Annotated in this window: 22 protein-coding genes; 12 read left to right on the plus strand and 10 right to left on the minus strand. The window is 65.4% G+C overall.

The window, feature by feature from the left end:
• Positions 1–3 precede the first annotated feature (3 nt).
• From mnmA to AC0KWY_RS09120, 3 genes are read right to left on the minus strand one after another with little or no spacing between them, the layout of a single operon-like run.
• Positions 4–1,101: a tRNA 2-thiouridine(34) synthase MnmA gene (gene mnmA / locus AC0KWY_RS09110; protein ID WP_474029324.1), complete on the minus strand. Its 1,098-nt coding sequence runs from the start codon at positions 1,099–1,101 to the stop codon at positions 4–6.
• Entirely contained in the window at positions 1,094–1,642 is a 549-nt protein-coding gene (locus AC0KWY_RS09115) for a hypothetical protein (RefSeq protein WP_474029325.1), read from the minus strand. Before AC0KWY_RS09115 ends, mnmA begins: the two co-directional genes overlap by 8 nt.
• On the minus strand, positions 1,642–2,088 hold the full coding sequence (locus tag AC0KWY_RS09120) for an NUDIX hydrolase (protein ID WP_474029327.1): 447 nt from the start codon (positions 2,086–2,088) through the stop codon (positions 1,642–1,644). The genes AC0KWY_RS09115 and AC0KWY_RS09120 overlap by 1 nt, the downstream gene beginning before the upstream one ends.
• Positions 2,089–2,178: 90 nt before the next feature.
• Here AC0KWY_RS09120 and AC0KWY_RS09125 point away from each other — a divergent pair, with 90 nt between their 5' ends.
• The 7 genes from AC0KWY_RS09125 to AC0KWY_RS09155 are packed head-to-tail and all read left to right on the plus strand — an operon-like array spanning position 2,179 to position 8,391.
• Positions 2,179–3,099 carry a branched-chain amino acid transaminase gene (locus tag AC0KWY_RS09125; protein WP_474029328.1) on the plus strand — a complete coding sequence of 307 codons (921 nt, stop codon included), beginning with the start codon at positions 2,179–2,181 and terminating at the stop codon, positions 3,097–3,099.
• 21 nt (positions 3,100–3,120) lie between these two features.
• Positions 3,121–3,309, plus strand: a complete 189-nt coding sequence (locus AC0KWY_RS09130; protein WP_474029329.1) for a zinc-finger domain-containing protein — start codon at positions 3,121–3,123, stop codon at positions 3,307–3,309.
• 36 nt (positions 3,310–3,345) lie between these two features.
• On the plus strand, positions 3,346–4,359 hold the full coding sequence (gene waaF / locus AC0KWY_RS09135) for a lipopolysaccharide heptosyltransferase II (RefSeq protein WP_474029330.1): 1,014 nt from the start codon (positions 3,346–3,348) through the stop codon (positions 4,357–4,359).
• Positions 4,356–4,799 (plus strand): YybH family protein, encoded by a 444-nt coding sequence (locus AC0KWY_RS09140; RefSeq protein ID WP_474029331.1) that lies wholly within the window; start codon positions 4,356–4,358, stop codon positions 4,797–4,799. Before waaF ends, AC0KWY_RS09140 begins: the two co-directional genes overlap by 4 nt.
• Positions 4,796–5,749, plus strand: coding sequence for a YheT family hydrolase (locus tag AC0KWY_RS09145; protein ID WP_474029332.1), 954 nt, complete (start codon positions 4,796–4,798; stop codon positions 5,747–5,749). The genes AC0KWY_RS09140 and AC0KWY_RS09145 overlap by 4 nt, the downstream gene beginning before the upstream one ends.
• Positions 5,750–5,758: 9 nt before the next feature.
• Entirely contained in the window at positions 5,759–7,138 is a 1,380-nt protein-coding gene (locus AC0KWY_RS09150; protein ID WP_474029333.1) for a phosphomannomutase/phosphoglucomutase, read from the plus strand.
• Positions 7,139–7,146: 8 nt separating this feature from the next.
• On the plus strand, positions 7,147–8,391 hold the full coding sequence (locus AC0KWY_RS09155; RefSeq protein WP_474029334.1) for an EAL and HDOD domain-containing protein: 1,245 nt from the start codon (positions 7,147–7,149) through the stop codon (positions 8,389–8,391).
• A gap of 41 nt (positions 8,392–8,432) precedes the next feature.
• On the opposite strand, the gene AC0KWY_RS09160 is transcribed toward AC0KWY_RS09155, so the two are convergent.
• Positions 8,433–9,044, minus strand: coding sequence for an OmpW/AlkL family protein (locus AC0KWY_RS09160; protein ID WP_474029335.1), 612 nt, complete (start codon positions 9,042–9,044; stop codon positions 8,433–8,435).
• Positions 9,045–9,283: 239 nt separating this feature from the next.
• On the opposite strand from AC0KWY_RS09160, the gene AC0KWY_RS09165 reads away from it, so the two are divergent.
• Entirely contained in the window at positions 9,284–9,604 is a 321-nt protein-coding gene (locus AC0KWY_RS09165; RefSeq protein ID WP_474029336.1) for a hypothetical protein, read from the plus strand.
• 4 nt (positions 9,605–9,608) lie between these two features.
• On the opposite strand, the gene AC0KWY_RS09170 is transcribed toward AC0KWY_RS09165, so the two are convergent.
• The 5 genes from AC0KWY_RS09170 to AC0KWY_RS09190 all read right to left on the minus strand — a co-directional run bounded on the left by AC0KWY_RS09170 (position 9,609) and on the right by AC0KWY_RS09190 (position 15,087).
• The gene (locus AC0KWY_RS09170) at positions 9,609–9,914 is read right to left on the minus strand and encodes a hypothetical protein (protein ID WP_474029337.1); all 306 of its coding nucleotides are present in this window, start codon (positions 9,912–9,914) and stop codon (positions 9,609–9,611) included.
• Positions 9,911–12,532 carry an alanine--tRNA ligase gene (alaS, locus tag AC0KWY_RS09175; RefSeq protein WP_474029338.1) on the minus strand — a complete coding sequence of 874 codons (2,622 nt, stop codon included), beginning with the start codon at positions 12,530–12,532 and terminating at the stop codon, positions 9,911–9,913. The genes AC0KWY_RS09170 and alaS overlap by 4 nt, the downstream gene beginning before the upstream one ends.
• Positions 12,533–12,628: 96 nt before the next feature.
• Positions 12,629–12,982, minus strand: a complete 354-nt coding sequence (locus AC0KWY_RS09180; protein WP_474029339.1) for a hypothetical protein — start codon at positions 12,980–12,982, stop codon at positions 12,629–12,631.
• Between the two features lie 129 nt (positions 12,983–13,111).
• On the minus strand, positions 13,112–13,819 hold the full coding sequence (locus tag AC0KWY_RS09185; protein ID WP_474029340.1) for a glycerophosphodiester phosphodiesterase family protein: 708 nt from the start codon (positions 13,817–13,819) through the stop codon (positions 13,112–13,114).
• Positions 13,819–15,087, minus strand: coding sequence for an extracellular solute-binding protein (locus AC0KWY_RS09190; protein ID WP_474029341.1), 1,269 nt, complete (start codon positions 15,085–15,087; stop codon positions 13,819–13,821). Before AC0KWY_RS09190 ends, AC0KWY_RS09185 begins: the two co-directional genes overlap by 1 nt.
• A 93-nt stretch (positions 15,088–15,180) precedes the next feature.
• Between AC0KWY_RS09190 and AC0KWY_RS09195 the strand changes: the two genes are divergently transcribed.
• From AC0KWY_RS09195 to AC0KWY_RS09210, 4 genes are all read left to right on the plus strand, one after another.
• Complete coding sequence (locus AC0KWY_RS09195) at positions 15,181–15,603, plus strand: hypothetical protein (protein ID WP_474029343.1); 423 nt, start codon at positions 15,181–15,183, stop codon at positions 15,601–15,603.
• 33 nt (positions 15,604–15,636) lie between these two features.
• Entirely contained in the window at positions 15,637–18,177 is a 2,541-nt protein-coding gene (locus tag AC0KWY_RS09200) for a sensor histidine kinase (protein ID WP_474029345.1), read from the plus strand.
• Positions 18,170–18,532, plus strand: coding sequence for a response regulator (locus AC0KWY_RS09205; RefSeq protein WP_474029346.1), 363 nt, complete (start codon positions 18,170–18,172; stop codon positions 18,530–18,532). Before AC0KWY_RS09200 ends, AC0KWY_RS09205 begins: the two co-directional genes overlap by 8 nt.
• 131 nt (positions 18,533–18,663) lie before the next feature.
• A complete protein-coding gene (locus AC0KWY_RS09210; RefSeq protein WP_474029712.1) occupies positions 18,664–20,094 on the plus strand; it encodes a DEAD/DEAH box helicase in 1,431 nt (476 codons plus the stop codon).
• 6 nt (positions 20,095–20,100) lie between these two features.
• Here the strand turns inward: AC0KWY_RS09210 and AC0KWY_RS09215 are convergent, their stop codons facing one another.
• Positions 20,101–20,862 carry a PP2C family protein-serine/threonine phosphatase gene (locus AC0KWY_RS09215; RefSeq protein WP_474029347.1) on the minus strand — a complete coding sequence of 254 codons (762 nt, stop codon included), beginning with the start codon at positions 20,860–20,862 and terminating at the stop codon, positions 20,101–20,103.
• Positions 20,863–20,889: the final 27 nt, after the last annotated feature.

Below are 20,889 nucleotides of genomic sequence, written 5' to 3' on the forward strand. Positions count from 1 at the left end.
GCTTCAGCGGATGACGCCGCCGCCCAGGCAGACCCGGCTTTCGTAGAGAACCACCGACTGGCCGGGGGTGAGCGCCCATTGCGGTTCGGCGAAGCGAATAGTGCACGTTTCGCCATCGACCGCCTCGACATGACAAGGTTGATCTGCCGTGCGATAGCGCGGTTTGGCGGTATAAACCCAGTTTGTGTGTGGCGCCCGTCCTGAAACCCAGCTCAACTGCTCGGCGACCAGATCGTCGCGCAGCAACGCCGGGTGATCGTGGCCCTGGACGACGTAGAGCACGTTCTTTTCCATGTCCTTGCCGGCAACGAACCAGGCGTCGTGATCGCCGCCGCCCGGCTGGCCTTTTTCCTTCAGGCCGCCGATGTGCAGGCCCTTGCGCTGGCCGATGGTGTGATACATCAGGCCGTCGTGGCTACCCAGCACCTTGCCGTCGTCGAGACGGCGGATTTCACCCTGCTTCGGCGGCAGGTAGCGACTGAGGAATTCCTTGAACGGCCGCTCGCCGATGAAGCAGATGCCGGTCGAATCCTTCTTGGTGGCGACGTGCAGGCCTTCGGCCTCGGCAATCCTGCGCACCTCGCGCTTGTAGATGTCGGCGAGCGGAAACAGCGTTTTCGAGAGCTGCGCCTGGTTCAGGCGGTAGAGGAAGTAGCTCTGATCCTTGGTGCCGTCCTCGGCTTTCAGCAACTGGTATTCGCCGTTGAATTCGCGCACGCCGGCGTAGTGGCCGGTGGCGATCTTCTCGGCGCCGAGCTGCAGGGCGTGGTCGAGGAAGGCCTTGAACTTGATCTCCGAGTTGCACAGGATGTCCGGGTTCGGCGTCCGCCCGGCCTGGTATTCGCGCAGAAACTCGGCAAACACGCGCTCGCGGTACTCGGCGGCGAAATTGACCACCTCGACGTCGATGCCGATGACGTCGGCGACGCTCATCACATCGACCAGGTCCTGGCGCGACGAGCAGTACTCGTCGTTGTCGTCGTCTTCCCAGTTCTTCATGAACAGGCCGATCACCTTCCAGCCCTGGCGCTTCAACAACAGCGCGGCAACCGACGAATCGACGCCGCCGGACAAACCGACCACTACCGTACCTTTAGACATCGGGCCCAGCCCCTTTCTTCCATTCTTCCAGCGGCAGGATCACCGCCGGTTCTCCGTTGTTCACAAACCAGCTATCGACGACATAGCGGCTGCCGCCCTTTTCCTCGATCACCGCCGACCAGTGGTTGGCGATCAGACCCAGCAGGTAACGCGGCTCCGCCGCCAGCACCCGATGCCAGCGCAGGTAACCGAGGCGTTGCAGCATTCCAAGCAGGCGCGTCGTCGACGTCGAATGGTCGATACAATCCATCTTCCCCGGCTCGTTGCCGTCGGCGTAGTTGCCGCCACGGTCGTCATGCACCGCCGACTGTTCGCCGGCCCAGCGATAGAGGCGACCAATGACTTTACCGAGAATGATGCGCTCGCTGGCCGGATCGCCAGCGTAAGCCAGCAGACGCCGGATATCCCCCAACTGCCCGGGGGAATAACGAATCTCGGCCTGCGCAGTGCAATCGTAACCGTAACAGACCACCACCGTCTCGTCCGCCATGGCCGCCCCGGAGAGCAGAAAAAAGGCCACGGCGAGAGCAGGCCGCCACATCAACCGTAATGCACCAGCAGGTCGAGCGGGTAACGCCGCCCGGCCAGGTAGTCCTCGCAGCAGCGCAGGATCAGCGGGCTGCGATGGCGCTCCTGCGTTGCCCGGACCTCGTCGAGCGTCAGCCAGCGGGCGCCGACGATGCCGTCGTCGAGCTTGCGCCGGGGATCGTGACCGCGCAATTCGCCGGCGAAGGCAAAGCGCAGGTAGGTCAAATCCTTGGTCGGGTGCGGCCAGTTGTAGACGCCGAGCAGATGCGTCGGCTTGAAATCGTAAGCGGTTTCCTCGAGCGCCTCGCGCACCACCGCATCAATCAGCGCCTCGCCCGGCTCGAGATGACCGGCCGGCTGATTGAAGGCGAGCCCGCTCTCGGTTTCTTCCTCGACCAGCAAAAACCTGCCATCGCGATAAACGACGGCGGCAACGGTCACGTTCGGCTTCCAGATCATGCAAGGCTTCCTGCGTCAAAAGCATTATTTTAGCCGCTGATTTCGGCTAAAATTCCACGCTTTCAAGAGTGCATCACGGAGAATTCCACCATGTCCATGTCGGATCGCGACGGTTTCATTTGGCAGGATGGCAAGCTCGTGCCCTGGCGCGAAGCGACCACCCACGTCCTCACCCATTCCCTGCACTATGGCATGGGCGTCTTCGAGGGCGTGCGCGCCTACAAGACCGAATCCGGCACCGCGATCTTCCGGCTCAAGGAACACACCGAGCGCCTGTTCCGCTCGGCGCACATCTTCCAGATGCAGATGCCCTTTTCCGCCGAAGAACTGAACGAAGCACAAAAGGAAGTGATCCGCGCCAACAAGCTCGAATCCGGCTACCTGCGCCCGCTCGCCTTCTACGGCTCGGAAAAGATGGGCGTCTCGCCCAAGGGTGCCAAGGTGCACGTGATCATCGCCGCCTGGCCGTGGGGCGCCTACCTCGGCGAGGAAGGCATGCAGCGCGGCATCCGCATCAAGACTTCGTCCTACACCCGCCACCACGTGAACATCACGATGGTGCGCGCCAAGGCGTCCGGCAACTACATGAACTCGATCCTCGCCAACAACGAGGCCACCGGCGACGGCTACGACGAAGCTTTGCTGCTCGACCCGGAAGGTTACGTCTGCGAAGGCGCCGGCGAGAACATCTTCATCGTCAGGAACGGCAAGTTGTACACGCCCGACCTGACCGCCTGCCTGGAAGGCATCACGCGCGCCACCGTCATGCAGCTGGCCGGCGAACTGGGCATCGAAGTGATCGAGAAGCGCATCACCCGCGACGAAGTCTATTGCGCCGACGAAGCCTTCTTCACCGGCACCGCCGCCGAAGTGACGCCGATCCGCGAACTCGACAACCGGCAGATCGGCCCCGGCCATCGCGGCCCGATCACCAAGGCGCTGCAGGAAAAGTATTTCGACGTGGTTTATGGCCGTTCGGCGGCGCACGCCGACTGGCTGGCCCACGTCTGATCCAAGCTCAGGGAGAAAACGATGTCCGACAACAAGACCGTCGAAGTCAGCGCCGCCGACCTGCCGCTGCATTGTCCGCAGCCCGGTTCCGCGCTGTGGAGCCAGCACCCGCGCGTCTTCCTCGATGTACTGAAGACCGGCGAAGCGGTCTGTCCCTATTGCGGCACCCGTTACACCTTCGCGGGCGAAGCGCCCAAGGGCCATCACTGAGCCAGAGGCGGCGGGTGTGAAACCCGCCGTTTTTCCATGAACAAGGCCCTGATCGTCGCCCCTTCCTGGATCGGCGACACCATCATGGCGCAGCCGCTGTTCGCGCGCCTGCGCGAACACCATCCCGGCCTGCGCCTCGACGCCCTGGCCCCGCGCTGGGTGGCGCCGGTGCTGCGGCGCATGCCGGAGATCGACGACATCGTCGACAACCCCTTCGCCCACGGCGAACTCTCGCTCAAGGCGCGCTGGCGCCTCGGGCGCGAACTCGCCGGGCGCGGCTACGACGCTGCCTGGGTCCTGCCCAACTCGCTGAAATCGGCGCTGCTGCCGCTCTTCGCCGGCATTCCCCGACGCGTCGGCTTCACCGGCGAAGCGCGCTACGGCCTGATCAACGTCCGCCACCACCTCGATGAGGCAGCATTGCCGCTGATGGTCGAGCGCTTCGCGCAACTCGCCGCAGCACCAGGCACCGCCCTGCCCCGCCCGATCCCCCATCCGCGCCTGCGCTCGACCGACGACGACCAGCAGCGGACGCTCTCCGAACTCGCCATCAGCCGTCCCGGCAAGCTGGTCGCCTTCTGCCCGGGCGCCGAGTACGGCCCGGCCAAGCGCTGGCCGGCGGCGCACTTCGCCGCTCTGGCGCGCGCTTTGGCCGACGCCGGCTACGTCGTCTGGCTGTTCGGCTCGCCGAAGGACCATGCAGTTGCCGAGGAAATTGCCGCACTCGCCCCCGGCTGCTGCCGCAACCTGTGCGGCAGCACCCGCCTCGACCAGGCAGTGGACCTGCTGGCACTGGCCGATTTCGTCGTCTGCAACGATTCCGGGCTGATGCACGTCGCCGCTGCTGTCGACCGGCCGATCGTCGCCCTCTACGGCTCGTCGTCGCCCGGCTTCACGCCGCCGCTTTCGGAGCGCGCCGCCATCCTCAGCCTGCAACTCGATTGCAGCCCGTGCTTCAAGCGCGACTGCCCGCTCGGCCACCTCGACTGCCTGAACCGGCTGCTACCGGCGCAGGTTTTCGCTGCCTGTCAGAAATGGATGCAAGCATGAGCCAGCCTACCCCGCCTTCCACCACCCTGGCCTCGCCGGACGACGTCGAGCACGCCTTCTACGAGGCGCTGGCCAGTGGCGATGCCGACCTGCTGATGACCTGCTGGAGCGAAGAGGATGAAAGCGTCTGCGTCCATCCGACCGGCGCCCGGCTGATCGGCGTGCCGCTGATCCGCGAAAGCTGGCGCGCCATATTCGCCAGCACCCGGCTGCGTATCCATTGCGAACCGGTCGCCCGCTGGCAGGGCTCGGTGATGGCGGTACACCACCTGAGCGAAACCCTGTTCGTCGGCGACGATCCGGCGCCGCACGGGCCATTGCACGTCACCCACGTCTATGTCCGCGGCGCGCATGGCTGGCGGCTGGCCTGCCGCCACGCCTCGGCGGCCGACGACGGCCACCAGGCGATGGCCGACGCCATCCCGCACACCTTGCATTGAGCCCCTACCGCGCCCCAGTCTGGCTGCCCGGCGGCCACGCCCAGACGCTGTGGCCGCTGCTGCGCAAACCGCGCCCGCTGCCGCTGCGCCGCGAACGCTGGGAAACACCGGACGACGACTTCATCGACGTCGATTTCGTCGACGCCGCAAGTGCAGCACCGACGCTGGTGCTGTTCCATGGTCTGGAGGGCAGTTCGCGCAGCCATTACGCGATCTCCACCGCACGCGCCTGCCGCGCCGCCGGCTGGCGCTGCGTGCTGCCGCATTTCCGCGGCTGTTCGGGCGAACTCAACCGCCAGCCGCGCGCTTACCATTCCGGCGACTCTGCCGAGATCGACTGGATCCTGCGCCGCGTCCAAGGGCAGTACGGCGGACGGGTGCACGCCGCCGGCGTCTCGCTGGGCGGCAACGCGCTGCTCAAGTGGGCCGGCGAACAGGGCACGGCGGCCGCCGACGTGGTCACCGGCGTCGCCGCCTTCTGCGCGCCACTCGACCTCGCCGCCTGCGGCCACCACTTGGCGCAGGGCTTCAACCGCGTTTATACCGCGCACTTCCTGTCCACCCTGAAGCGGGTTTCGGCCGAGCGCCTGCGTCGCTTCCCCGGCCTCTTCGACGAGGCGCGCATGCGCCGGGCACACACGCTGTGGGAATTCGACGACGCGGTGACCGGACCGATCCATGGCTTTGCCGGCGCCGACGACTACTGGCGACGCAGCTCGGCCAAGGCCTATCTGAAATCGATCGCGGTTCCGGCGCTCGCCGTCAATCCGCGCAACGATCCCTTTCTGCCGGTGTCCTACCTGCCGAGCCAGGCTGACGCAGCCCCCAGCGTCCACCTCGAACAACCGGCCGGCGGCGGCCATGTCGGCTTCGTCGGCGGCAGTTTCCCGGGCCGCCTAGACTGGCTGGCACAAAGACTTCTACACTTCTTCCTTTTCGAGACGTCATAGACAAAAACCATGAGCCAGCCGCTCCCCGCAGAAATCTTCAAGGCCTACGACATCCGGGGCATCGTCAACAAGTCGCTGACCGCCGACGTCGTCCGGAAAGTCGGCCAGGCGCTCGGTTCGCTGGCGCTGGAACAGGGCCAGACGGCGATTGCCGTCGGCCGCGACGGTCGCCTGTCCGGCCCGGAACTGGCCGGCGCGCTGATGGACGGCATCGTCTCCACCGGCTGCGACGCGATCGACGTCGGCTGCGTGCCGACCCCGGTCACCTACTTCGCCGCCTACGAACTCGGCTGCCACTCCTGCGTCTCGGTCACCGGCAGCCACAACCCGCCGGACTACAACGGGCTGAAGATGGTCATCGCCGGCACGACGCTGGCGCTCGACGCGATTCAGGATCTGAAGAAGCGCATCGAAGCCGGCAATCTGAAAACCGGCAGCGGCCAGAAGCGCAGCGCCGACGTACTCGGCGCCTATGTCGAAAAGATCGTCGGCGACGTCAAGCTGGCCCGGCCGCTGAAGATCGTCATGGATTGCGGCAACGGCGTGGCCGGCGCGATTGCCCCGGAACTGTTCAAGCGCCTCGGTTGCGACATCGTGCCGCTGTACTGCGAAGTTGACGGCAACTTCCCCAATCACCACCCGGACCCGTCGAAGCCGGAAAACCTGAAAGACGTCATCCAGGCGCTCAAGGACACCGACGCTGAAATCGGCATCGCCTTCGACGGCGACGGCGACCGCCTCGGCGTCGTCACCAAGGACGGCGAGATCATCTATCCGGACCGCCAGTTGATGTTGTTCGCCGCCGACGTGCTGTCGCGCGTGCCGGGCGGCACGGTGATCTACGACGTCAAATGCACGCGCCTGCTCGCCCCGTGGATCAAGGAGCACGGCGGCGTGCCGCTGATGTGGAACACCGGCCACGCCCTGGTCAAGGCCAAGCTCAAGGAAACCGGCGCCCCGCTGGCCGGTGAGATGTCCGGCCACACCTTCTTCAAGGAACGCTGGTACGGCTTCGACGACGGCTTGTACACCGGCGCCCGCCTGCTCGAAATATTGAGCCGCGCGGCCGATGCCAACGCGCCGCTGAAAACCCTGCCGAATTCGCCGTCGACCCCGGAACTCAACATCAAGATGGCCGAAGGCGAACCCTTCGCGCTGATCGACAAGCTGAAAGCGGCAGGCCGGTTCGATGGCGCCAGCGAAGTGATCACCATCGACGGCGTACGCGTCGAGTACCCGGATGGCTTCGGCCTGGCCCGCCCGTCGAACACGACACCGGTCGTCGTGCTGCGCTTCGAAGCCGACGACACCGCCGCGCTGGCGCGCATCCAGGCAGCTTTCCGCCAGGCGCTGAGCGCCGTCTGGCCGGGTATCGCGCTTCCTTTCTGAGCCCCGTCGTGAGCGTAGACGCCGAACAACTGTTTCTCGGGCGACAGCCCATCCTCGACCGCGAACAGCGGCTCTACGCTTACGAACTGCTCTTTCGCAGCGGCAGCCAGGACAACACGGCCACCGTCACCGACGGCGTCGCCGCAACGGCAACGGTGATCGCCAATGCCTTCGCCGAACTCGGCGTCGAGGCGGCGCTCGGCAATTGCCGGGGCTTCATCAATGTCGACCAGGAATTCCTGTTCAGCGACATGCTCGAACTCCTGCCCCGACACACGGTGGTGCTGGAAATCCTCGAAACGGTCAAACCCACGCCGGCCGTCATCGACCGCTGCCGGGCGCTGAAAGCCGGCGGTTTCGCGCTGGCCCTGGACGATGTCGTCGAATTCACGCCAGAGTACGACGAGCTGCTGACCCTGGTCGACATCATCAAGATCGACATCCAGGCGCTCAACCGTGTGCAGTTGATGCAGCTGACGTTGCAATTGAGGCCCAAGGGCAAGACCTTGCTCGCCGAGAAGGTCGATTCGCGGGAACAGATGGAACAATGCCTGAAACTGGGTTTCTCCCTGTTCCAGGGCTATTTCTTCGCCCGACCGACAATCATCGCCGGTCGTCGCCTCGACCACTCGCAACTGTCGCTGATGAAGCTGATGGGACTGCTGCTTGCCGATGCCGACACCGGCAAGATCGAGGCGGCGCTCAAATCCGAACCCGGCCTCACCGTCAACCTGCTGCGCATGAGCAACTCGGTCGCCGGCGGCATGACCGGGCACGTCAGCTCGCTCAACCAGGCGATCACCCTGCTCGGCCGGCGCCAGTTGCAGCGCTGGCTGCAACTGCTGCTCTTCGCCTCGGGCAAACCCAACACCGACAACAACGCCCTGCTGCTGATGGCGGCAACCCGCGGCCGCCTGATGGAATTGCTCGCCGAAGAGATCCGGCCGGGCGATGGCGGCTTCGCCGACCAGGCCTTCATGGTCGGCATCATGTCGTTGATGCCCGCCCTGGTCGGCCTGCCGATCCGCGAGATCGTCACCCCGCTGCCGATCGCCGACAGCGTCAAGGCCGCGCTCTGCGATGGCCACGGCATCCTGTCCAAACTCCTGGGCATCACCGAATGCAGCGAAAGCGGCGACCTGACGGGACTGGCCGAACAACTCGCGCAACAGCCCGAACTCGGCGCCAAGGCCCTGAACCGCGCGCAAACCGCTGCGCTGGCATGGGCCGGCACATTGGCGTCGGAAAAATGAAAAAGGGGCCGAAGCCCCTTTTGCCAACCGGCTGCTGACGCTTAGAAGCGGTAGCCGACACCGATACCGGCGGTGATCGGGTTGAGATCGAGATTGCCGAGCTTGGTATTGCCAACCTTGACGTCGGTATCCATCTGGATGTACTTGACGTCCATGTTCACCGACCAGTTCTTGTCCAGCGCGTAATCGAAGCCGACCTGGGCTGCCACACCGAAGCTGGACCGCTCGACATCCGCCCCCGGAATGACGAAATTGCCGCGGTTATAGAACACCGTGTAGTTCAAGCCAAGGCCGACATAGGGCTTGAAGGCACCGAAATTGGTGAAGTGGTATTGCAGCATCAGCGACGGCGGCAGCGCCTTGATCGTGCCGATCTTGGTCGATCCGGCGTCAACCTTGACCTTCTGCGGATAGGTCAGGACCAGTTCGGCAGCGATGTTCGGCGTGAAGAAGTAGCTGAGGTCGACTTCCGGAATCCAGCGGTTCTGCGCCGCGATATCCAGGGTCTTGACCGCGTTGCTCTGGTCGTTTTCGAAGTTGATATGAACCGCGCGGGCCCGCACCATGAAGCTCCCCTGATCGGCGGCCTGGGCCGGCATCGAAGCCGCCAGTGCGGCGGCAAGCAGGGCGGAGGAAAGAACTGGCTTGAACATGAACACTCCCTTTGTCGTTGTAGAAAACGACGATGCTAGCCCTCTGCGTATTCCGGATATTGACCCAAATCAAAATGCGATAAACAATTTATGCGGTTTTTTCTGATAGAAAAAGCGTCAGCATTTCCGCATATTCCGAAGTCATGTCACGCACCATTACAAAATGACGCGTTGGAAGCACAACGCAGCCGGCCACTTGGGGGACAATAGACGACTCCGAACGAAGCCGATCCCCACCCATGCCCAGAGCGTCAAACCCCTTTTCATCCGACATCCGGTTTGCGCGTGCCCCGCAAGGCATCGCCGGCAAACTGCTGACTGCGCTACTCAGCATCGGCCTGCTGGTGCTGGGCGTCATGTTCTCGCTGGTGGCACTGGCGGTGGCGGCAGTGATCGGCCTGCTGTTCGCCGGCTGGTTCTGGTGGAAGACGCGCGCCCTGCGCAAGGCGCTGCGCGAAGCGGCGCCGGCGCCAGAGGCAGCGAGGAGCCGCGCCGCCGACGGTGACGTCATCGACGGGGAATGCGTCCGCGAAACCCCGTCCCGCGAACTGCTGCGCTGAGCGCTCAGCGCAGCTTGGGATTCAACGAACCGCGGTTGTAATCCTTGTCGCCCGGCATCACGTAGCGGCCGATGCCGCCGAACACGATGCCCTGCGATTCGACCGGACGGGTCTGGTTTTCCGGGTAGTCAGCGGCAACTTTCTGCGCCGCTGCGGCCTTCGCCTGGTCCACATACTCCCAGCGACCGTTCGGAAACAGCCGGACCGGCTGGCCGTCGGCGGTCACCGCGTCGAGCGGCGTCCGGTCGAGTTCGCCCGCCAGCGCCGACCCGCAAGCCAGCGCGGCGATCAGCAGCAACGCCCGCGTCACAGCTTGCCTTCGACCCAGGCCTGGACCGAGGCCAGCGCCGCCGGCAGGTTTTCCGGCTGGGTGCCGCCGGCCTGCGCCATGTCCGGCCGACCGCCGCCCTTGCCGCCGACCTGCTGGGCGACCAGATTGACCAGCTCGCCGGCCTTGACCTTGCCGGTCAGGTCGGCGGTGACGCCGGCAATCAGCGTCACCTTGCCATCAGCCACCGAAGCCAGCACGATGGCCGCCGACTTCAGCTTGTCCTTCAGCTTGTCCATCGTCTCGCGCAGCGTCGCGACGTCGGCGCCGTCAAGCGTGGTCGCCAGCAGCTTGGCGCCCTTGACCTCGACCGCCTGCGCCAGCAGGTCGTCGCCCTGCGAAGCGGCCAGCTTGGATTTCAGACGGGCGACTTCCTTTTCCAGCGAGCGGACATGGTCGAGGATGCCGGCGACGCGCTCGCCGATGTCGTCCGGTTGCGTCTTCAACAGCGCCGAGATGCCGGCGACGCGGCTTTCCTGGGTCTGCACGTAGGCCAGCGCATTGCTGCCGGTGATCGCTTCGACGCGGCGCACGCCGGCGGCGACGCCGGCTTCCGAGACGATCTTGAACAGGCCGATGTCGCCGCTGCGGGCGACGTGGGTACCGCCGCACAGTTCCTTGGAAGAACCGATGGCGACGACGCGCACTTCATCACCGTACTTTTCGCCGAAGAGCATCATCGCGCCCGACTTCTGGGCGTCTTCGATACCCATCACGCGGCTGTCGGTGGCGGCGTTGGCGAGGATCTCGGCGTTGACGATTTCCTCGACCTCGCGGATTTCCTCGGCGCTCAGCGGCGAATTGTGGGCGAAGTCGAAACGGGTCTTGTCCGGGTCGACCTGCGAGCCCTTCTGCTGGACGTGGGCGCCGAGCACTTCGCGCAGTGCCTTGTGCATCAGGTGGGTGACCGAGTGGTTGCGGGCGGTGGCGGCGCGGGCGACGGCATCGACGCGGGCGCCGACTTCCTGGCCGAGCGCCAGCTTGCCGGTCTTCAGGATGCCGTGGTGGCCGAACACCGCGGCCTGGATCTTCAGCGTGTCTTCGACCGCGAAGATGCCGCCGACGCCCTTGAGTTCGCCGCGGTCGCCGCACTGGCCGCCGGATTCGGCGTAGAACGGGGTGTGATCGAGAACGACGACGCCGAGGTCGCCTTCGTGCAGCTCAGCGACTGCCGCACCGTCCTTGTACAGCGCCAGCACCTTGCCCTTGGCTTCGAGCGATTCGTAGCCGTGGAAGGTCGTTTCGGTACCCGCGTATTCCAGGTTGACCGCCATCTTGAACTTGCCGGCGGCACGCGCCTGTTCCTTCTGGCGGGCCATGGCGGCGTCGAAGGCGGCGCCGTCGACGGTCACGTTGCGTTCGCGGCAGATGTCGGCGGTCAGGTCGAGCGGGAAGCCGTAGGTGTCGTGCAGCTTGAAGGCGGTTTCGCCGTTGAACACCGTAACGCCCTTGTCGGCCATCGCGGCAAGTTCGCCTTCGAGGATTTCCATGCCGTTCTCGATCGTCGCGAAGAAGCGGTCTTCTTCCTGCTTCAGCGTGGCGACGACCTTGGCCTGGTTTTCCTTGAGTTCCGGATAGGCTACGCCCATCTCGCCGACCAGGTCGGGCACCATCTTGTGGAAGAAGGCAGCGCGGGCGCCGAGCTTGTAGCCGTGGCGGATGGCGCGGCGGATGATGCGGCGCAGCACGTAGCCGCGGCCTTCGTTGCCCGGAATGACGCCGTCGGCGATCAGGAAGGAGCAGGCGCGGATGTGGTCGGCGAGCACCTTGAGCGACGGCGAGTCCATGTCGGCGTCGCTGGTTTCGCGGGCGGCGGCGGCGATCAGCGCCTGGAACAGGTCGATCTCGTAGTTGGCATGCACGCCCTGCAGCACGGCGGAGATGCGCTCCAGACCCATGCCGGTGTCCACCGACGGCTTGGGCAGCGGATGCATCACGCCCTGCTCGTCGCGGTTGAACTGCATGAAGACGTTGTTCCAGATTTCGATGAAACGGTCGCCGTCTTCTTCCGGCGATCCCGGGGGGCCGCCCCAGTGCTGTTCACCGTGATCGTAGAAGATTTCCGTGCACGGCCCGCAGGGACCGGTATCGCCCATCATCCAGAAGTTGTCGGAAGCATAGCGGGCGCCCTTGTTGTCGCCGATGCGCACGATCTTGTCGGCCGGCACGCCGACTTCCTTGTGCCAGATATCGTAGGCCTCGTCGTCCTCGGCATAGACCGTGACCATCAGCTTGTCCTTGGGCAGGCCGTAGACCTCGGTGAGCAGTTCCCAGGCGTACTTGATCGCGTCGCGCTTGAAGTAGTCGCCGAAGCTGAAATTGCCGAGCATCTCGAAGAAGGTGTGGTGGCGCGCGGTGTAGCCGACGTTTTCGAGGTCGTTGTGCTTGCCGCCGGCGCGCACGCATTTCTGCGAGGTAGTCGCGCGGCTGTAGGGGCGCTTGTCGAAACCGAGGAAGACGTCCTTGAACTGGTTCATGCCGGCGTTGGTGAACAGCAGCGTCGGGTCGTCGTGCGGGACGAGCGACGACGAGGCGACGATCTGGTGCCCCTTGGCGGCGAAGAAGTCGAGGAATTTCTGGCGGATTTCGGCGCTTTTCATGAAGGTTCTGCCCGATGGGCTCGCTAAATACGGAATCCGCGATTTTAAAAGAAAAACCCGCCGGACGGCGGGTTTGTCGCAGGCACCGGGAGCGGCTCAGCGGCGGCGGTCGCGAATGCCGTTGTGGTTGTAGTCGTGCTGCCGGTCGTGTTTCTGGCGCGCGATGTGGCGGCTCTGCACGTCCTGGGCACGCTCCAGGCGGACACGTTCGCGCCGGGTCTGCACGCCGTCGGCCTGGGTCCGCGTTTCGATCCGCTCGACCCGCGCCTGGCCGCGTTCGAGGCGCGCCGCCTCGCGATCGGTCAGGGCACCGGACGCCACCCCCTGGTCGATGCGCTGTTCCTGACGGGCCTGCCGCTGATCGACGCGCGACGTTTCGCTTTGGGCCAGAGCGACGCCGGACAGGGAAAGCGACAGCGTAAGCAGGAGCAGGGATTTGACGGTCTTCATTTTTTCCTCCGTGAATTGTTCAAGTTCGACGGCCCTCATTGAACCCGTTTTCGGCGACGAAAGCAGCATGCCGTTTGCAAGCCTTTGTAAGCAAAAACAGCGCGGATACAAACCGGAAACAGCCGGCCCTCAATCCCGCGGCGGCCGGAAGCGGTCGAGCGGATCGACGAACACCCCGGCAACGCCGATGTCGAACAGGTAATCGGCCAGCGCCGGCGTCTGCAGCGTGTAGGCTCGGACGGCAAGCCCGAGCCCGGCGCACTCGCGGACCAGTGCCGGCGTCACCAGCGCCAGGTCGAGATGCAGCGCGACGACACCCAACTGCCGCGCCGCCGACCGCCAGTCGTCGGGCAACACATCGAGCAGCCAGGCACGCGGCAGAGCGGGCAGCTCCGCTTGCAGAACCTGCAATGCCGTGCGCGAAAACGACGAAAACAGCGGCGGCAGACCGGGCCAGGCGGCCTTGACCTCGGCCGCCACGCGTTGCGCGGTCTCCCGCTCGAACCCGGCCGCCGGTTTGACCTCGACGTTGGCAAGCAAGCCGAGTTCGCCGCACAAGCGGGCGGCGTTGACGAGACGGGGCAAGGGTTCGCCGCCGGCGTCGAGGGCAAACAGCGTCGCGTCGTCGGTCATCGCGACGACACCGCTGCCGTTGGTCGTACGCTCCAGGGTTTCGTCGTGGATCAGCAGCGGCGTGCCGGACCCTGAAAGCATGACGTCGAACTCGACCGCCCGGTAGCCGAGTCGGGCCGCCAGCCGGATACCGGCCAGCGTGTTCTCGGGGGCCAGCGTGCCGCCGCCGCGATGCGCAAAGTATCGCGGCGGCGGGAAATGCATCAGAAGGGCTGCTGCTTTTTCAGCACCGGCTGCGCCTTGAGCACCGAGTTGCCGCGCATCACGGCGGTATCGAGTGCCGCCTTGGCCGGTTTGCGGTCGGCCCAGACGGCGGCGAGTTCCTCGTCGGCGATCAGGCGCGTGTTGTCGGAACGACTGACCTGCGCCACCGCGCCCGCCCCCGGGCCGCGCAGCGAGACGTAGGCGGCCTCGAGTGCCTGCCGTCCATCCTGCAGCAAACGGCTGAGCGAAGCCAGACGGGCGGCTTCGGTAAGCGGCAGGCCGCCGTGATTGCGCACCAGTTCAACCTGGATTTCCGGCGACAGCAGGTAATTGACGAACTTCGCCGCCTGCTTGTACTCGGCCGCCGGCTTGCCGGCACCGACCCACAGCGACGAACCATCGACCAGCGTCGGCCGCCGGCCGCCATAGACGTCATCGTGGTAGGGCATCGGCGCCACCCCCAGCTCGACGCCACGGGCATCCTGGAAGTCGGCATATTCGCGCGAATCGGTGGTGATGATCGCGCATTCGCCTTCCTTGAACCGCGCGCTCGCCTCGTCGGCATTGCCGTACTGGCGGAAGTAACGCGCCTTGCTCCAGGTCGCCATCATCGCCACATGCTTGACCTGCGGTAGCCCGTTGAACTTCAGGCCGCTCTTGGCATCGACCGCCGGCACGCCGGAAACCGCACTGACGTTGTCGATATGCACCCAGGTCGGCCAGGACGAGGCGTAAGGACAGTCGTAACCCGCCGACTGCAGCTTGTCGAGGTAGCCCTGCATCTCGAACCAGGTCTTCGGCGGCTGCTCGGGGTCGAGCCCGGCCTTGCGGAAAGCCAGCTTGTTGTAGAACATCAGCGGCGTCGAATAGAGGACCGGCAGCGCGACCAGGCGCCCCTTGCCGTCAGTGACGCTCGGCTTGAGGATTTCCGACAGTTGCACCGACAGGGCGACGCCTGCCTTGCTCATCATCGAGTAAAGCGGCACGAAGGCCTTCGGCTGACTGAAGACATCTTCGGTCTGGTAGCGGCTGAGCAGGTTCAGGGTTGCCGGCTTCTCGCCCTTCTGCAAGCGAACCAGTTTGATCTCGCCACCGGTCTCCTTGCGGAAGCGTTCGATCACGGCGGTCAGCCGGGCCTCGTTGGCGGCATCCAGATTGTGCGCCAGGGTCGGCACGGTAGCGGGGGTCGGCGCCGGCTTGGCGGCAGCGACCGAAAAGGGGGATACCGCACAAGCGGCGACCAGCAGTAAACGAAGAACTTGCGACATCAGACCCATCCAGCAAATAGACGACGCGAATTATAGCCCCCCGACGGGCCGCCGATTTTTCACAGTTGGTGACAGTTGTGCGAAAATCCGGCCATGAATCTGCGCACCTTGTTCCTCGCCCTGTCCGTCATTGCGCTGCCCGGCTGCGACCAGGTTGCCGGCAAGCTCGGCCTCGAGGACCCGGCCGTCAAGACCGCCAAGAACGAAGCCGAAGGCAAGGCGGTGGGCAGCGCCTGCCGCCATTCCGGAAGGGCGATCGAGGACTGCTACTCGATCTACAGCTGGTTGCCGAAAGCCAGCATCTACGAGGGCTGGCGCGAGATGGACGAGTACATGCGGGAGAACAAGCTGGAGACCATCGCCCCGCAATTGCCGCCGCCGGAACCGCCGGGCAGCAAGAAGAAACGTGCCGCGCCCGCCGAAGCGGAAGCGGCGCCGGCCAAGGAAGGCGACACTGCCGCCCCGGCCACCGCCAAGGACAACAAGGAAACGACGGCCGAACACGGCAAATCGTGATCGGCCGCCACCCGCCGGAGGGGGAGGGATGCGATGAATCGCCAGCCAAAATTCCTGCGCGGCATCCGCGGCAAGCTGATCGCGATCTTCGTCCTGATCAAGGTCATTCCCCTGCTGCTGCTCGCCTGGTTCGCCTGGTACACGGCACGCCAGCTCGGCGCCGAGGTTTCGGTCAAGGCGGCCGGCATGGCCGACACTTCGCTGCAGACCATCCAGGAAATCGGCAAGACCGTCACCGATGACTCGATCCGCGCCCTCGACGAACGCTCGCGCGACGCGATCGAGACGCTGACCACCGACGCCGCCCGCAACATCGCCCGCTTCCTCTACGCCCGCGACAACGACATCCTGCAGGCGGCCGACAGCGAACTCTCGGAGGCCGCCTTCCGCCGCTTCCTCACCCAGCGCCAGCGCACCCTGTACCGCCACGGCGCGTGGAAGCTGGCCCCGGACGGCAAATCCTGGGAACCGGTCGAAGCGGTGACGCGCGAAGCCAAGGTGACGCGCCCGGTCCTGCCCGACAACGCCCGCGACTTCCACGCCCGGGCGCCGGAATACCTGGGCGAGCCCGAGCAGCGCCCGCTGTTCGTGGAGATGAGCTTCGTCGATCTCGCCGGCAACGAAAAGATCAAGGCCACCGTCGGCGACCTCACCGAGCGCGCGTTGAAGAATGTCGCCGACCGGCGCAACACCTTCGTCCGCGCGGAAACCTACTTCTCCGAACTGGAGAAGCTCAAGCCCGGCGAAATCTACGTTTCCGAAGTCATCGGCGCCTATGTCCGCACCGACCTGATCGGCCCCTACCTGCCGGAACGGCTGGAGAAGATCGGCACCCCGTTCGCTCCGGAGAAGGCCGCCTACGCCGGCACCGAAAACCCGGTCGGCCAGCGTTTCCGCGGCATCGTCCGCTGGGCGACGCCAGTCGTCCGCAACGGCCGCATCACCGGTTACGTGACGCTGGCCCTCGACCACGACCACATCCGCCAGTTCACCGACCGGCTGATGCCCACCGCCGAGCGCTACACGCCGATCATCGACGCGATCAAGGGCAACTACGCCTTCATCTGGGACCACAAGAGCCGCGCCATCGCGCACCCGCGCGACTACATGATCGCCGGCTACGATCCGCAGACCGGCGACCCCGTCCCGCCCTGGCTGGACAGCGAGCTGTACGGCCAGTGGCAGGCCAGCGGCAAGCCGGCGCACGAATTCCTGGCCGGCATCGCCCCCTTCCACGATCAGAGCCTCAAGCGCAAGCCGGCGAAGGAACAGATCAAGGCCGGACAGCTCGGCCTCGATTGCCGCTACCTCAACTTCTCGCCGCAATGCGACGGCTGGAACGCGCTCACCGAACACGGCGGTTCCGGTTCCTTCGTGATCTTCTTCTCCGACCTCTGGAAACTCACCACCGCCGCCGCCATCCCCTACTACACCGGCCAGTACGGCAAAACGCCGCAGGGTTTCGGTTTCGTGACGATCGGCGCCAACGTCGATGACTTCCACGCCGCGGCGACCGAAACCGCCGCCAAGATCAACACCCTGGTCGCCGAGAAGGACCGCCAGTTCAAGGCGCAGCGCAGCGACCTGCTCGACGGCATCGCCGACAGCCTGCGCACGACGGCGATCGGCCTCTGGGGCTCGACGCTGGCGATGGTCGCCGTCGTCATCTTCATCGCCATCTGGATCGCCAACCTGCTCACCGGCCGCATCACGTCGATGATCGCCGGCATCCGCGCCTTCCGCGACGGCGACCTCGGCCACCGCCTGGACGACCGCGCCACCGACGAGATGGGCGAGATGGCGCGCTCCTTCAACGCCATGGCCGATTCCGTCGAGGAATCCTTCCGCCGCCTCGACGAAGCCCGGCAGAAGGCCGAAGAAGCCAGCCAGGCGAAGACCGCCTTCCTCGCCACCGTCTCGCACGAACTGCGCACCCCGCTCAACGGCATCCTCGGTTTCGCCGACCTGCTGCGCGGCGAGCTGGCCGACACCGAACAGGCCGAATACGCCAACATCATTCACCAGAGCGGCCAGCATCTGCTGGCGCTGGTCAGCGAGATCCTCGACCTGGCCAAGATCGAAGCCGGCGAAATGCAGTTCCAGTACAGCGAACTGCCGCTGCACGGCTTCCTCGAAGCGGTCATCGTGCTGCACCGGGCCAACGCCGAAGCCAAGGGGCTGGCACTGACGCTGGAACTCTCCGACGGGCTGCCGAACTTCCTGCACGCCGACCCCAACCGGCTGCGCCAGATCCTCAACAACCTGCTCGGCAACGCGGTGAAATTCACCGAAACCGGCAGCGTCACGCTGACCGCGCAACGCGCCGAGGGCATGGTGGCGATTTCGGTACGCGACACCGGGCCGGGCATCGCCCCCGAATACCAGGAAGTGGTGTTCGAAAAGTTCAAGCAACTGGAAAACTTCCTCACCCGCGAACACGGCGGCACCGGCCTCGGGCTGGCGCTGGTCAGACAACTGACGGAACACATGGGCGGCCGGGTCGAACTGGTCTCGCAGCCCGGTGCCGGTTCGACCTTCACCATCTACCTGCCGGAAAGGGACAGCAATGCCTGAGCGCAACGCGTTGATCGTCGACGACCACCCGACCAACCGCATCATCGCCAGCGCCCTGCTGCGCAAGCTCGGCTGGCAGACACAGGAAGCGGCAACCGGTGCGGCGGCGCTCGAGCTGGCGGAAAAACGGGATTTCCAGCTGGTCCTGCTCGACATCAGCATGCCCGGACTGAGCGGCGAGGAAACCTGCCTGGCCTTGCGCCAGCGTTACGCGCAACAAGCGGTCCGCATCGTCGCCTACACCGCCCACGCCTTTCCCGAAGAGCGGGAAGCCTTCCTGGCCGCCGGTTTCGACGACATCCTGGTGAAGCCAATCAGCCGCGACCGGCTCGAAGCGCTGGTCAGCGACCTCTGACCCGCCAGCCGCCGATTGCAGCGCAATCGCATCGGCAGGCGCCTTCGCGCGTATAATGCCGCCCCATGTCCGAAATCAATACTCTGGCCGATCCCGCATCCGCCCAACCCGCCGCAGAATTACCTGCCGACATCACTTTTGCCGACCTCGGCCTGGCGCCCGAACTGCTGCGCGCCCTGACCGACATGGGCTACAGCAAGCCGACCCCGATCCAGGCCAAGGCCATTCCGCTGGTCATTGGCGGCCAGGACATCATGGGCGGCGCGCAGACCGGCACCGGCAAGACTGCCGCGTTCACCCTGCCCATCCTGCAGCGCATCCTGCCTTTCGCCAGCAGCAGCCCGTCGCCGGCCAAGCACCCGGTGCGCGCGCTGATCCTGGCGCCGACCCGCGAACTGGCGATGCAGGTGTTCGAATCGGTCAAGGACTACAGCAAGCACACGCCGATCCGCGCCATGTGCGCCTTCGGCGGCGTCAACATCAAGCCGCAGATCGCCGAACTGAAGAAGGGCGTCGAAATCCTCGTCGCCACCCCGGGGCGTCTGCTCGACCACGTCGAATCGAAGAGCGTCAGCTTCAACTCGGTGCAGGCGCTGGTCCTCGACGAAGCCGACCGCATGCTCGACATGGGCTTCATCCCCGACGTCACCCGCATCCTCAACATGCTGCCGCAGCAACGGCAGAGCCTGCTCTTTTCGGCCACCTTCTCGGAAGAGATCAAGAAGCTCGCCGACACCATGCTCAAGGCTCCGGTGCTGGTCGAAGTCGCCCGCCGCAATCAGGTGTCCGAAACCATCACCCACCGCGTCCATCCGGTTTCCGAATACGGCAAGCGCGGCCTGCTGACCAAGCTGCTGAAGTCCGGCGAAATCCGCCAGTGCATCGTCTTCATGCGCACCAAGCAGGGCTGCTCGCGGCTGACCCGCGAACTGCAGCGCGCCGGTATCCACGCCGACGCCATCCACGGCGACAAGAGCCAGCTCGACCGGATCAAGGCGCTGGAAGCCTTCAAGGCCGGCGAGACGCACGCCCTCATCGCCACCGATGTCGCCGCCCGCGGCCTCGACGTCGACGACCTGCCCTACGTGATCAACTACGAACTGCCGCACACGCCGGAAGACTACGTGCACCGCATCGGCCGCACCGGCCGCGCCGGCAAGACCGGCAACGCGATTTCGCTGGTCAGCGCCCGCGAGGTCGTCTATCTGGTCAACATCGAGAAGCTGATCAAGCGGCCGATCGAACAGATTGAAGTGGCCGGCTTCGAACCCGAACCGGAATACGAATACCCCCCGGGCAACAAGAAGAAGCGCCCCGCTGCCCCGCCGCCGCGGGCGCCGATCGCCAGCCGTCCGGAGCGTCCGGAACGTAGCGAACGCCCGCAACGCACCCGGCGCAACCCGATGATCGCCGCCGACGGCTTCGATTTCAGCAAGCCTTACGAGACCAGCAAGCCGCAGGGCGAGATTCCGGATTCGCCGAAGGCACCGGTCAGTACCGACCCGCACAAGCCGAAGCGGGTGGTTGCCGCGCTCCTCGGCGGCCTCGGTCGCAAATCCTGAGTTGTCTCAGCCGGCCGGCGCTGCCGGCTTGAGCAAGCGGATCACCGCCAACGACAGGTTGTCGCCGCTTCCCGCCGCCCGTTGCCGGGCTTGTTCGATGATCGTCTCGCAGGCCCGACGCGCCGTGTTGTCGGCCAGCGCCTCACCCAGCTCCGCTTCATCGAAATAGCCCCAGACCCCGTCCGAGCACAGCATGAAGCTGTCGCCGGGCTGCAGGTCGGTGGTTTCGCCGAAGGTGAATAAGGGTTCGTCCTGGCCACCGAGCGAGGTCACCAGGATATTGCGGTTGGGATGGGTCAGCGCCTGCGCCGGGGTGATCTTGCCCTGCGCGACCAGATGCTCGACATAGGAATGATCGACCGTGCGCGTCAGCAACTGGCGACCGCGGTAGGCGTAGAAACGGCTGTCGCCGCAATAGCCCCAGCTGAGCTTTCCCGGCTGCAGCAGCAACATCACCGCCGTGCTGTGCGGGTCCTTCTCGTTCATGAAACGGGACGCCTTGATCATCGTATGTGCCTCGCGCATGCTGTTTTCCAGCAGCCAGCGGGCGCTTTCCTCGCTCGGCGCGAAATGATCGAGATTATTGCGCGAGGTATGGATCACCTGCTCGGCAGCCAGCGCGCCACCGGTGTGGCCGCCCATGCCGTCGGCGACGACGGCCAGGGCCACGCCACGGCTCCGCGGATGCGGCAGGATCGCCACCCGATCCTGCTGTTCGCGCCGGTCGCCCTGATGTTGTGCCGCGCAGGCATCAATGGCTATCGCCATCATTCCTCCCTTTTGCCGGAAAGATTA

Source organism: Azonexus sp. MM2026_4, assembly GCF_055901855.1.

What these genes read in the sequence shown, in the direction of transcription:
- AC0KWY_RS09185 (WP_474029340.1), bottom strand. Translation starts at nt 13,819, where the DNA reads ATGCATTTCCCGCCGCCGCGATACTTTGCGCATCGCGGCGGCGGCACG.
- AC0KWY_RS09140 (WP_474029331.1), top strand. Translation starts at nt 4,356, where the DNA reads ATGAGCCAGCCTACCCCGCCTTCCACCACCCTGGCCTCGCCGGACGAC.
- AC0KWY_RS09205 (WP_474029346.1), top strand. Translation starts at nt 18,170, where the DNA reads ATGCCTGAGCGCAACGCGTTGATCGTCGACGACCACCCGACCAACCGC.
- AC0KWY_RS09115 (WP_474029325.1), bottom strand. Translation starts at nt 1,642, where the DNA reads ATGTGGCGGCCTGCTCTCGCCGTGGCCTTTTTTCTGCTCTCCGGGGCG.
- AC0KWY_RS09125 (WP_474029328.1), top strand. Translation starts at nt 2,179, where the DNA reads ATGTCCATGTCGGATCGCGACGGTTTCATTTGGCAGGATGGCAAGCTC.
- AC0KWY_RS09200 (WP_474029345.1), top strand. Translation starts at nt 15,637, where the DNA reads ATGAATCGCCAGCCAAAATTCCTGCGCGGCATCCGCGGCAAGCTGATC.
- AC0KWY_RS09160 (WP_474029335.1), bottom strand. Translation starts at nt 9,044, where the DNA reads ATGTTCAAGCCAGTTCTTTCCTCCGCCCTGCTTGCCGCCGCACTGGCG.
- AC0KWY_RS09195 (WP_474029343.1), top strand. Translation starts at nt 15,181, where the DNA reads ATGAATCTGCGCACCTTGTTCCTCGCCCTGTCCGTCATTGCGCTGCCC.
- mnmA (WP_474029324.1), bottom strand. Translation starts at nt 1,101, where the DNA reads ATGTCTAAAGGTACGGTAGTGGTCGGTTTGTCCGGCGGCGTCGATTCG.
- AC0KWY_RS09120 (WP_474029327.1), bottom strand. Translation starts at nt 2,088, where the DNA reads ATGATCTGGAAGCCGAACGTGACCGTTGCCGCCGTCGTTTATCGCGAT.
- AC0KWY_RS09190 (WP_474029341.1), bottom strand. Translation starts at nt 15,087, where the DNA reads ATGTCGCAAGTTCTTCGTTTACTGCTGGTCGCCGCTTGTGCGGTATCC.
- waaF (WP_474029330.1), top strand. Translation starts at nt 3,346, where the DNA reads ATGAACAAGGCCCTGATCGTCGCCCCTTCCTGGATCGGCGACACCATC.
- AC0KWY_RS09180 (WP_474029339.1), bottom strand. Translation starts at nt 12,982, where the DNA reads ATGAAGACCGTCAAATCCCTGCTCCTGCTTACGCTGTCGCTTTCCCTG.
- AC0KWY_RS09130 (WP_474029329.1), top strand. Translation starts at nt 3,121, where the DNA reads ATGTCCGACAACAAGACCGTCGAAGTCAGCGCCGCCGACCTGCCGCTG.
- AC0KWY_RS09150 (WP_474029333.1), top strand. Translation starts at nt 5,759, where the DNA reads ATGAGCCAGCCGCTCCCCGCAGAAATCTTCAAGGCCTACGACATCCGG.
- AC0KWY_RS09165 (WP_474029336.1), top strand. Translation starts at nt 9,284, where the DNA reads ATGCCCAGAGCGTCAAACCCCTTTTCATCCGACATCCGGTTTGCGCGT.
- alaS (WP_474029338.1), bottom strand. Translation starts at nt 12,532, where the DNA reads ATGAAAAGCGCCGAAATCCGCCAGAAATTCCTCGACTTCTTCGCCGCC.
- AC0KWY_RS09215 (WP_474029347.1), bottom strand. Translation starts at nt 20,862, where the DNA reads ATGGCGATAGCCATTGATGCCTGCGCGGCACAACATCAGGGCGACCGG.